The organism is Paenibacillus sp. 2KB_20 (assembly GCF_052115765.1).
Classification (GTDB): domain Bacteria; phylum Bacillota; class Bacilli; order Paenibacillales; family Paenibacillaceae; genus Paenibacillus_AQ.
Window position 1 is genome coordinate 18,044 of sequence record NZ_JBFRHH010000028.1, and the last position, 10,948, is coordinate 28,991.

The following is a 10,948-nucleotide window of genomic DNA, read 5'->3' on the forward strand; positions in this document are numbered from 1 at the left end:
ATAAATGAAGTATAATTTATTAGTGGTGACAGACGCATGTCACCATTTAAAAATTTGTACCAAAAGAGGGGCAGCTATGGAGAAAGTTGAGAGATTAATATCCATTATCATGATATTGCTGAAAAAAGATATCGTTTCAACAAAAGAATTCGCACAATTATTTAACGTTTCCAAAAGAACGATTCTTCGCGATATGGAAACACTGAGCTTATCCAACATTCCCATCTATTCAGTTCATGGAATTCATGGTGGGTACGGTATTATGGATGAATACAAGGTGGATAAACGTCTTTTAAGCAGCTCCGACTTAGAAAATATATTGACTGCACTCGGCGGATTGGAACAAATTCTAATTAGCGAGGAAGTTGAAATCACGATTAAAAAAATGGAAGCCATGGTTCACCCCATGTCACTGAAAAGTTCAGTCCGACTTTCATTTTATGATTGGGAGGGTCGGTCCGAGATTCTTCAAACCTTGAAGACATGCCAGGAATCGATAATAGGGAGAAAGTTAATTTCATTCGATTATATAGATAAAAATGGCATGATAACGAATCGAATTGTTGAGCCGTATCAGCTTCATTTTAGCGAAACGAGTTGGTATTTAAAGGGATTCTGTTTACATCGTCAGAGCTATAGAACATTTAAATTATCCAGGATCGATAATCTCAATATGGATGAAGAAACCTTTATCCCTAGAGATTATGTATTTGAACAAAATGAAGCCGGTTATCAACCTCAACTTGTTGCTATCAAGGCGTTGATTGCGCCCAGTGTAAAAGATCAATTCATTGAAAGATACGGTCGCAAGAGCATTGAAAACTTTAACTCTGAATATTTCTTAGCCACTATCCATATTCCTCAGAACAGTATTGGATTTCAATTTTTAGCAAGTTTCGGGACGAATCTAGAAATCGTAGAGCCCCAATCCTATGTTGAAGAATTCCGTAATTATTTGCTCAAAATGGTAAATAAATATTCCTGCAGGCTTTAAAAACGCCATGGATCTGCACAAACCCGATGTGGATATTCTGGTAGTGACGGATGTATCCCCCGTTTCTGTTCCAATCTTGGTGATCCAACAACGACGATCTCGGATTCCTTGGCGATCAAATCTCTGTGGTTCAATGGTGTGCTTCAGTTAGGTTAATATGGTCAAGGCGAATGATGGGTGAACCAACGACCCTTTTAAAGCTTATCGTCCCCCCCGATGTGTGAGGACTGTAGTTCCGCTATTTGTTTTTTTCTGCTCATTAACGAATGTATGAGGACATGAGATCCGCTATTGTAGGTTATCACAGGCTAAATTTGTGGTTATGGTTAGATTAACGGAACGTGTGTCCGGATAGACTCCCAAATGAACCGATTTTCAGTTAATAGCGGATTGTGTGTCCGCATGGACTCTCAAGCAGCACGATTGCTCTGGATTAGCCGTGGTTGAGGACTGTAGTACCGCTATTTCTTTTTTTTTTGCCCATTAGCGAATGTATGAGGACATGAGATCCGCTATTGTAGGTTATCGCAGGCTAAATTTGTGGTTATGGGTAGATTAACGGAACGTATGTCCGGATTGACTCCCAAATGGACCGATTTTCGGTAAATAGCGAATCGTGTGTCCGCATGGGCCCAATAACAGCGCGTTTTTTGCAGTAAACAGTGAATCCTAGATCCGCACGGCCCCAAAATCATTCGCTAAAGTAGCTAACTAATATAGCTAACTAATATAGCTAACTATAATAGCTAAACGGTTTTATTCTCCTCCTCTATAGCAATAACTTCCCTTGCTGCTTCTATGAAAGATAATATGATGGGTGAAAGCCACTTATCTTTATGCCATAGCATCTGTGTATACACGTGCAAGTCCGGAATTTGCCATGGTAGAGCAACAAGTTCGCCCCGTTCAACTTCGGCTTTCGTTACGATTTCAGGAAGAAAGGCAATACCGATTCCCGAAATTGCACATTGTTTAATGGCTTCGGCACTTTGAAACTCTAAATAAGTAATCGTATCAATGCCCTCTTTCTCAAATTGCCGGTCAAACATGGTTCGATAGGGACATCCCTTTTCATTCGTAAGAAATACTTGTCCATGAAAGTCTTCCAGTTGCAGTACCGTTGGTTTCACAAGTGGATGGTCAGGAGCAGCGAATAAGCGGAAAGTTTCTTCCACCATCGGCACCACTTCAAGTCCGCTCGAGCGAATGGGTTCGTCCAACATAAAGACGACATCCGCGGCTCCCTCAAAGAGCGCTTGCTTGAGTTCTTGATTGGGAACGGAGCGGAAGATGAGGCGCACTCCAGGATAGCGTGAACGAAATAGTTGAAAGACAGCTGGAAGCCGATAGGCGCAAATAACCTCATTGGCACTGATCGTTAGGGTACCGATAAGATTTTCATTATCATGAACGACGCTGCGGGCTTCGTCCAATTTGTCTAAAACACTTTGGATCTGAGTTAAAAAGCGTGTACCCGCAGTTGTAAGAACGAGTTGCTTGCCCAAGCGGTCAAAAAGTCGAACACCGAGCTCATCCTCCAATGCTTTTATTTGCATCGTTACATTGGAGGGGACATAGTTCAGAACTTCGGCAGCCCGAGAGAAATTCAATGTTGATGCAACCGTTCGGAACGTATTCAGTTGGCGTAATTCCATCATATGATCCCCCTTCTTACTTTCAATAATATTGAATACTACTTTGAATTTTGTTCACTTTTATTGAGAGTACCACGGACCTATACTTAGTACAAGAAATACACGCTACATTGTGGTTTCATTTTGAAGGGAGAGACAAAACGATGGATTATGAGATTTTTGATTTGGGTGACGTAACCTTGCAATCAGGTGTGACGTTACCGAGCGCTTTTCTTGCTTATAAAACTTATGGAAGATTAAATGAAAAGAAAGATAATGTCATCGTCTATCCAACGGCTTTTGGCGACCAGCATGTTCAGAATGAATGGTTGATTGGAAACGGCATGGCACTAGATCCGCAACAATATTTCATTATCGTTCCAAATCTGCTGGGCAACGGATTATCTTCGTCACCCAGTAACACGCCTCCCCCATTCGACCGGGCTAATTTTCCGCAGGTAACCATCTATGACAACGTTCAATTCCAGCATCGGCTGGTGACAGAAAAATTTGGCATTGAAAAAATCGCCCTCGTCGTTGGATGGTCCATGGGAGGCATTCAAGCATTCCAATGGGGAGCAAGTTATCCTGACATGGTGGAACGAATTGCACCTTTCGCCGGAGTTGCCAAGCCTTGGCCCCACACGTATGTGGTCCTGGACGGAATGAAAGCTGCCCTCATGTCTGCAGCCCGCTTCGATTCAAGTCAACTAAACCAGTTGACTTCAGCAGACATGCGCGCCGTTGGCCGTGTCTATGCGGGATGGGGGTTATCGCAGGCGTTTTACAGAGAGGAACTTTATCGTGAGATGGGATTTGACTCATTGGAGGATTTTGTGGTTGGTGTGTGGGAAGATAGCTTTATGAAGATGGATCCACTCAATGTATTGGCCATGTTATGGACAGGACAAAATGCAGATATTAGTGCAAACCCCTCTTATAACGGAGACTTCGATAAGGCGCTCAAAAGCATCAAAGCGCTTGCCTACGTCATGCCAGGGAGTACGGATCTCTTCTGCTCGGCGGACGATAACGAATACGAGGCTAACCTTATACCTAATGCTGTTTTTAATCCGATCGATTCGATCTGGGGCCATATTGCTGGTCGCGGAATCAACCCTGCCGATAATCAATTTATTGATGATAGCCTGAAACGCTTGTTGGCGCTTAGCACAGACGGATAGATCATAACTGAGGTCACCAGAACTTACTGGTTGACCTCCTTTTTGTGTAGTTGTGCTTGCTGAGCAGTTCTGCCCGTTAGCTAAAACCGGTCGTCAGTCTAGTGTTTATATTTTCTGTTAACAACATCAACAGCTACGGCACAATGTTCTTGACCTCAGGCAGAACTTAAGCAGCTGATCCAGTGTCTTTTTCGAGCCACTTGCATGATTCCCATCTCTTCTGGAATAATCGGTGGAAAACTTCATTCATTTTGAATCGCTTTGAACCGTAGATAACGAAACGAGGACCGGACCGGCAAAATCCGAAGCCTCTTCGCCTTTTGGATTGTGAAGGCGGAACAGGAATGCGTCGCCTGTTTCAGACTGCCACACGATATAATCGTTTATCCCTTCACCACTCGAGGTTTGTAGGTAGAGCTCGGCGGAACCCAGTGGATGCTCGACGAGCTCTCCACTAAAATCGGATACTTCGCCGAACTCTTCCAATTCCTTTTTTCCTGCAGCTTTAAGCTGCGTTAGGTCATAATTTGTAGGCAGTGACTCAATATCAACATAGTATTCTGGATTGCTGCTAAGAAATAGGCGTCCTTCGGCAGCGTCGAAAGCAAACTTTTCGAATACGTATAAGGAAAAATCTTCTCCCTGATGCAAGGTGGCTGTAAGTGACTGGTTACCCTCACCCGTCATCAAATCAAAGTTTTCGCTCTGCGGACGCGTCCCTTCGGAAGCTTGCTCGTTCTCGGTTTCAGGAGCCGTGACCTGTTCATTGACCGGTGTTGATATTTCTGGACTGGCGGGAGGCTCAGCTGCTCCAGAGCATGCCGTAAGCGTTAGAACCATGATGAAAATTGAAATCCTCATAAATGCAGAGTGTCTTGGATACACGTTAAATCACGCCTTCCTGTATTTAGTTCATGCACGCTTCATGAATGCACTGGATGATCAGACAGCTACTGATTTTACGATATTTGCAATCGGTTAGAGTCATTGAGTATTGTTGAGAAAACATCGTTTTGTGTTTCTTCACATTAATATGATCAATTATGAGTTATTACCCAAGTAAGGGTTTAGAAACGCAAAAAGTGAAAGCTGGTTGTTTCCGTCAAAATATCGATAGCTTTTCAATTCGTTTTTCCATTATTGATTCATTTATGGGATCCAGTTAAGAGGAACAACCACATACAAAGGAACTGTCCTCATCGGAATCCACTCGTAAGCGTCCGACTCCAACTTCGCTGACGAAATCAGTAAGTCGCATTCTCCGTTTTCCATCCGATTGCTAATGAACGTGTGATTGCCTTGTACCAACTCAAATCTGATCTTCGGGTAACGTTGTTGGAAACCGCGTATGAGCTTCGGCACGAGCTCCGCACCAAGTATATTCAAATAGGCGATACTGATGATGCCCGAATCCGGAATCGAACAAATTAGTGGTCTGATCCCTGTTAAGGTATCACCAGAGAGACGCGAAGCCATCCTTCAAGTGTTTGAAAATCCACCAACAGCAAAGATTGACCAAACCGTAGCTGACGCACATTTCAGTAAATATAAATGTAGCAGTATGTAGATAAGCAAAGCAAAAAAAGGCCAACCTATGGGCGGCCTTTCATTACTTGTAGATCGTTAATTATCTGCTGATAGGTTGACCTGCAAAAGCTTGAACATGTAACGGGGCTGTCAAGTAGTTTGGAGCTTTAGCTACAAAACGCCTGAAAATGGATGTTCGCATTGTGAGCCACCCCCTTAAATTCCTTTGATTTTTGTCAGATCCCCGCTGCATAGTGTTTCAAGATTATCAAATATCTTACGAACAGGCCAATCCCACCATTTAATGAGAAGGAGATAATCGATGAGTTCATCGTCAAATCTTTGCTTAATGACTTTGCAAGGATTCCCGCCTGCAATATGGTATGGGGGAACATCTTTTACAACAACAGAATTGGCTGCAATAATTGCTCCATCTCCAATATGTACACCGGGCATTACGGTCACATTTTGACCGATCCATACATCGTTTCCAATTACAGTATCACCTTTAAGGGGTAAGTCGGCCAGTGTCGGAGTCACTTTCTCCCAACCATGGCCCATAATGTTAAATGGATAGGTAGTAACGCTGTACATTCTATGGTTTGCCCCATTCATTACAAATTCAATACCCTTTGCTATTGCGCAAAATTTTCCGATAATCAGCTTATCTCCAATAAATTCATAGTGATGTGTGACACGCTCTTCAAACTTTTCAGCCCCGTTGATATCGTCATAATATGTGTAGTCACCGACAACAATATTTGAGCGAGTTACAACGTTTTTAATATAACATATACTTTTAATTGCCTCATTTGGGTAGATTGCATTAGGATCAGGTCCATATTGCATATAAAATTCCCTCCTTCGTGTTTTATAAATAACGAGAATATCGCGTTGTACTTGATTATTCAATTATTTTATTATACCTCTTTCTATATCAAAATATCTCGATGAGGGCCGATATCAAAGACAAACTTTATACGCCAAAATCCATTTATATTGCCGAATGGTTCATTGAACAAGTCATCATGTTTGATGGGTTATTCTATAATCATCGTAATGACCACGATGATAAGTATCCATAAATAAATTCTAAAAAACAAAGTATCTGGAATTTTCTGAGCCCACCTTCTCCCGATTGGTACTCCTATCAGCCCCCCAAGCGAAAATCCAATCAATGCAGGTATATAAATAAATCCAATGGTCGAATCTGGCATGCCAGCTACCCGTAATCCTGAAGCAAGATAAGTGGATGCACCGACAATAGCGACAGGCAGACCTAGTGGTGTAGCTAGAGCGACCGCATGCAGCATCCGCATCCCATATTTTCTAAGGTATGGGATCGTCATAACGCTACCGCCAATCCCTAGCAACGTTGAAATAATGCCAATGAACGATCCAATAACGAAACGGGACATGCGTCCTGGCAGAGGAGAGATCGGGAATTCATCGTTACTATTCGCTGTTTTCTTGTACAAATTAGATATAATGACATAACAAAGTAGCATAATAAATGCACATTTGAGCAATCCACCATCAATATAGCGGGCCAACAGCCCGCCGATTAGAGCGCCTGATGCGATAAAACCGGCTAATTGTCTAAATACCATCCAATTGATATTACCTTGCTTCGAATGATTATAGGTGGAATTCGTTGAATTTATAATCATGACAGCCAGTGATGTCCCCACAGCTGTATGCATAACATATTCCGCAGGAACAACGTGAGGAAGGAAAACATATAGAATTGGGACGACAACGAAGCCGCCACCTAGGCCGAAAAGGCTGGATAATACGCCGATAAACACCCCGATGAAAGTAAACACAATCAATGCCATGATACTACTTCCTCCTTTAATTCAGCCCGCACTCATCGCTGAATGACCCGCTCTCGCCTAGGTCCGACGGACATAATCGTAATCGGTACCCTATCTCCGACTCGATTCGTTCAACAAAATCCCTTGCAGCTTACAGTTATGACTCCTATTTGGATTTGCTTATAAAATAAATGGTAATGGAATAGGGCACATTATAATAATTGATATTTGTTATACTCGATATAAATAAAGGTAATGGTTATGCAAGCAAAATCTGAAGTAGTATCGTATCTTTTATGAGATTGCGAGACTTGAGTCAGCTGAGCCAGCAAAAAGCAGCCGATCACATTAATCGGCTGCTTTCCTTTATTTTTGTTATTTTTATTTTATTTATTCTTACCACCCCTTACCGCCGGGTAGTTGGATGTTAGTCCAACTGCTTACATCGCATTGGCCATATTCATTATCACCCACAGCCATCACCGTGCCGTCCGATTTAAGTCCGATGGTATGAGCGCAGCCCGCCGCAACTGCTACAATATCGCACCAGTCACTTACATTGCATTGACCATACTCATTCCAGCCCACAGCTGCCACCGTACCGTCCGATTTAAGCCCGATGGTATGATGACTACCCACCGCTATCGCGACAATACCGCGCCACCCGCTCACATCGCATTGGCCTACCTTATTTTGACCCACTGCAACCGCCGTGCCATCCGATTTAAGCCCAACAGTATGAAGATAACCCGCCGCAACTGCCACGATGCCGCGCCAGTCGCTTACATTGCATTGGCGATACCTATTATTACCCACAGCCATCACCGTACCGTCCAATTTAAGACCGATGGTATGCCAGTCACCCACCGCGACCGCCACCATATCACACCAGCCACTTACATTGCATTGGCCTTCATTATTTCGACCCACAGCCACCAATGTGCCATCCGATTTAAGACCGACGGTACGACGCCAACCCGCCGCAACCGCAACCATATCACGCCAGCTGCTTACATCGCATTGGTCATACTTATTCCAACCCACAGCCGCCACTGTGCCGTCCGATTTAAGCCCGACGGTATGAGCATTACCCGTGTTCGTCGCCATATGAACATTACCAGCCGCAATCGCAACCATATCGCGCCAGCCACTTACATCACATTGGCCATATTTATTATCACCCACAGCCGTCACCGTGCCATCCGATTTAAGTCCAATCGTATGACGACGACCTGCTGCTATGGTATCTTTGGGAATTGCCCATATCTTGCTGAAAAGATTCCCCTTTTCCATAAGGTTCTCCCCCTTGTTTTTTCTTTCCAACTTAAATCATACAACATTCACGCAAGTGCTAAGGCAAAGCCTGCACACCTTTGATTTTTCGTAATCTCAAAACTAGAAAGCTTAGCTAGCGTATAGAGTAGACTGAAATCTTTGGCAAAACGCAATATCCCCAACTTGGCCCCATCCATCACGACCAGATATCGCCAAGCATGCGGACAGAATGAAAGTTACGTTAATCCGTCCGTCTCATCCGAAACGATCCTATTGTACTATACTATCCTGAAGGAGATCAGCGCCAAAATCAAACATTTCGACGGAAGCAAAGAAACTGCGCGACAGACGTTCCGACATCTCATTCCTATCAAAAAAAACGACCGGGGTTCGACCGGTCGTTTTCCATTAAATGATATTGCAGTATAAAATCGTTGCGATATTATGAAGCGCCTGCTTTGACTGCATTTCCAAATCGCCAGCTCCAATTAGCTCACCTGTTGAGTTAATAGCATTTTGTCTGCCGATATAAATTGTTTTTGCTCCATTTTGAAGTTAGCCCTTGGTTTTCCTCCTTATGATTCGGTGTTTAATTTCACTGGTGTATAAAGACCGACTATACTCTCATCATTGGGAAATCGAGTCTTTTAAATAATCCGTAAAATTCACTGGGGATCTGCCAATCAGGTTTTCCAAAGTCGGATTGGTTTGCGAGAAATCTCCTTGTCGACTTGCCTGAAACATACCCGTAAGCATGCCGACCATCGCTTCCGGCAGTCCTCGGGACATCAAGTGGTTTCGATATTCATCATCCGACACGACAATTCGCCGAATCGGTCGATCCAAGACCTTGGAAGCAATCGATGCAATTCTACCCATGTCAATCGCTTCGGAAGCTGTAAGGTGAGGAGTCATAGCGTCATATCTCTGCTCTGTCAAGATGACCGCTGTGGCTTCAGCCAGGTCGGAATGGCTGGTCCAGGCAACAGGACCATCTTCCGGAGCAATCAATTCCCCTGTTTTCAAGGCATCACCCATCCACATCATCGCTGACGCGGCATAAAAACCGTTTCGCAGCGACGTGAAAGCCATTCCCGAAGATTTTAGCATCTCTTCTGTAGCAGCATGAACGTTCATGGGAGGAAAATGCGACGTTGCAGATGAAAACATTTGGCTAGTATACAGCAGTCGACCAACACCCGCTTTCTTGGCCGCGTCGATTGCGGTTTGATGCTGGCGAACAGCAACTTCTCCCAAGGAGTGGGACGAGATAATAAGAACTTGAGACGCTCCCTCAAAGGCGTGTAGAAGACTTTCGGAATCATCGAAATTTCCTTGCCGGACACGAACTCCTCGTTCTTTTAGATCCTCTGCCGTGTTCACATCACGGACACTTACACCAATATCCCCGGCAGGAACACGCTTGAGAAGTTCCTCTACGACCTTCCGGCCTAATTTTCCATTCCCTCCTGTAACAACAATCATTTCTATACTCATCCTTTCGTTTGCAAATCAGATAAAGAGTTTGCCATACGATTTTGTTTGTGCAATCATAATCCTATAAGTGCGCGTTAACAAAAGTCGCTGAATCAGACACAAACAGCTCAATGGATTTTAAGTGACTTTTTGAACAACCTCTTAAGTAAAAGATAAAAGGATTGAGTTATGCAAACAACCTGCAAAAAGCTGTTTTTGTTGTGTTCCCAACATTTTTGCCCTTTTGTCTGTTATTGAATTTGAGAGAAAGAGGGGGATAAAATGTCGGTAAATCCCGAGGATCCGCGTGTTAAAAGAACCCGTCAATTGTTCGTACAGGCTTTTAACGATTTGGTTGGGAAAAAGAGAAACATCTATTCCATTTCTGTGCACGATATCACGAATCAAGCAACCGTAAATCGAACAACATTTTATGCTCATTTTCAGGATAAATATGACTTTCTTGAATATTGGATGACGGAAAAGTTCCAAAGGACTATAAGGGATAGACTGCCGGAACAAACAAGATGCAATGAGGACAATTTGCGCATCCTTATTCAAACCATATTCGATTTTCTTTTGCGGTTTCAACAATGTAGTACGCCGGGAGACAAGCAGTTTGAAGCGATGTTTGAAAATGCCATGCGTCAGGATCTTCATCGACTTCTGCTTAAACGGGTAAATGAAATGGACACACAGGGCTTTTCGCAAGAAAAATTGGAAGCTGCGGCACTCGTTATCAGTTGGGGCATATTCGGATCCGCTTTGCAGTGGAGCCGGAACCCTCAAGATCGCTCAGTGGAAACGATGTTTGAAGAAGTCATTGAGGTTATATCGGTAAATTTGGCCCCATTTTGGGAGCAAACAACAAGCTAAAGACACGCTATCGTTCAATCATGACCACCCGTCCAACGGGTGGTTTGCACTTGGGGTATAACCCCCTGTTGCCAAACTGCGCCTAAAGACGCTAGCCTGACAATAAAATTGTTCAGGCTCAGTGTAATTTGTCACTTTCACTTACCAGTTAAACTGGTTTACTTT

General features: G+C 43.5%; 10 protein-coding genes. 3 read left to right on the forward strand and 7 right to left on the reverse strand.

The window, feature by feature from the left end:
• Positions 1 to 76: 76 nt before the first annotated feature.
• Positions 77 to 994 carry a helix-turn-helix transcriptional regulator gene (locus AB4124_RS33670; protein ID WP_441975413.1) on the forward strand — a complete coding sequence of 306 codons (918 nt, stop codon included), beginning with the start codon at positions 77 to 79 and terminating at the stop codon, positions 992 to 994.
• Positions 995 to 1,740: 746 nt separating this feature from the next.
• Here the strand turns inward: AB4124_RS33670 and AB4124_RS33675 are convergent.
• A complete protein-coding gene (locus AB4124_RS33675) occupies positions 1,741 to 2,649 on the reverse strand; it encodes a LysR family transcriptional regulator (protein ID WP_441975422.1) in 909 nt (302 codons plus the stop codon).
• Between the two features lie 143 nt (positions 2,650 to 2,792).
• On the opposite strand from AB4124_RS33675, the gene AB4124_RS33680 reads away from it, so the two are divergent.
• A complete protein-coding gene (locus AB4124_RS33680) occupies positions 2,793 to 3,812 on the forward strand; it encodes an alpha/beta fold hydrolase (protein ID WP_441975414.1) in 1,020 nt (339 codons plus the stop codon).
• Between the two features lie 246 nt (positions 3,813 to 4,058).
• On the opposite strand, the gene AB4124_RS33685 is transcribed toward AB4124_RS33680, so the two are convergent.
• The 6 genes from AB4124_RS33685 to AB4124_RS33710 all read right to left on the reverse strand — a co-directional run bounded on the left by AB4124_RS33685 (position 4,059) and on the right by AB4124_RS33710 (position 9,916).
• Positions 4,059 to 4,652 (reverse strand): hypothetical protein, encoded by a 594-nt coding sequence (locus AB4124_RS33685; RefSeq protein ID WP_441975415.1) that lies wholly within the window; start codon positions 4,650 to 4,652, stop codon positions 4,059 to 4,061.
• A 309-nt stretch (positions 4,653 to 4,961) separates the two neighbouring features.
• On the reverse strand, positions 4,962 to 5,288 hold the full coding sequence (locus AB4124_RS33690; RefSeq protein WP_430112315.1) for a LysR substrate-binding domain-containing protein: 327 nt from the start codon (positions 5,286 to 5,288) through the stop codon (positions 4,962 to 4,964).
• Positions 5,289 to 5,555: 267 nt separating this feature from the next.
• Positions 5,556 to 6,188, reverse strand: a complete 633-nt coding sequence (locus AB4124_RS33695; protein WP_441975416.1) for a Vat family streptogramin A O-acetyltransferase — start codon at positions 6,186 to 6,188, stop codon at positions 5,556 to 5,558.
• Positions 6,189 to 6,379: 191 nt separating this feature from the next.
• The gene (locus AB4124_RS33700; protein WP_441975417.1) at positions 6,380 to 7,177 is read right to left on the reverse strand and encodes a sulfite exporter TauE/SafE family protein; all 798 of its coding nucleotides are present in this window, start codon (positions 7,175 to 7,177) and stop codon (positions 6,380 to 6,382) included.
• Between the two features lie 375 nt (positions 7,178 to 7,552).
• Complete coding sequence (locus tag AB4124_RS33705; RefSeq protein WP_441975418.1) at positions 7,553 to 8,449, reverse strand: RCC1 domain-containing protein; 897 nt, start codon at positions 8,447 to 8,449, stop codon at positions 7,553 to 7,555.
• Positions 8,450 to 9,058: 609 nt separating this feature from the next.
• A complete protein-coding gene (locus tag AB4124_RS33710) occupies positions 9,059 to 9,916 on the reverse strand; it encodes an SDR family oxidoreductase (protein ID WP_441975419.1) in 858 nt (285 codons plus the stop codon).
• 273 nt (positions 9,917 to 10,189) lie between these two features.
• On the opposite strand from AB4124_RS33710, the gene AB4124_RS33715 reads away from it, so the two are divergent.
• Positions 10,190 to 10,783, forward strand: a complete 594-nt coding sequence (locus tag AB4124_RS33715; protein WP_441975420.1) for a TetR/AcrR family transcriptional regulator — start codon at positions 10,190 to 10,192, stop codon at positions 10,781 to 10,783.
• The last annotated feature ends 165 nt before the right edge of the window (positions 10,784 to 10,948 follow it).

What these genes read in the sequence shown, in the direction of transcription:
- AB4124_RS33670 (WP_441975413.1), top strand. Translation starts at nt 77, where the DNA reads ATGGAGAAAGTTGAGAGATTAATATCCATTATCATGATATTGCTGAAA.
- AB4124_RS33675 (WP_441975422.1), bottom strand. Translation starts at nt 2,649, where the DNA reads ATGGAATTACGCCAACTGAATACGTTCCGAACGGTTGCATCAACATTG.
- AB4124_RS33680 (WP_441975414.1), top strand. Translation starts at nt 2,793, where the DNA reads ATGGATTATGAGATTTTTGATTTGGGTGACGTAACCTTGCAATCAGGT.
- AB4124_RS33685 (WP_441975415.1), bottom strand. Translation starts at nt 4,652, where the DNA reads ATGGTTCTAACGCTTACGGCATGCTCTGGAGCAGCTGAGCCTCCCGCC.
- AB4124_RS33690 (WP_430112315.1), bottom strand. Translation starts at nt 5,288, where the DNA reads ATGGCTTCGCGTCTCTCTGGTGATACCTTAACAGGGATCAGACCACTA.
- AB4124_RS33695 (WP_441975416.1), bottom strand. Translation starts at nt 6,188, where the DNA reads ATGCAATATGGACCTGATCCTAATGCAATCTACCCAAATGAGGCAATT.
- AB4124_RS33700 (WP_441975417.1), bottom strand. Translation starts at nt 7,177, where the DNA reads ATGGCATTGATTGTGTTTACTTTCATCGGGGTGTTTATCGGCGTATTA.
- AB4124_RS33705 (WP_441975418.1), bottom strand. Translation starts at nt 8,449, where the DNA reads ATGGAAAAGGGGAATCTTTTCAGCAAGATATGGGCAATTCCCAAAGAT.
- AB4124_RS33710 (WP_441975419.1), bottom strand. Translation starts at nt 9,916, where the DNA reads ATGATTGTTGTTACAGGAGGGAATGGAAAATTAGGCCGGAAGGTCGTA.
- AB4124_RS33715 (WP_441975420.1), top strand. Translation starts at nt 10,190, where the DNA reads ATGTCGGTAAATCCCGAGGATCCGCGTGTTAAAAGAACCCGTCAATTG.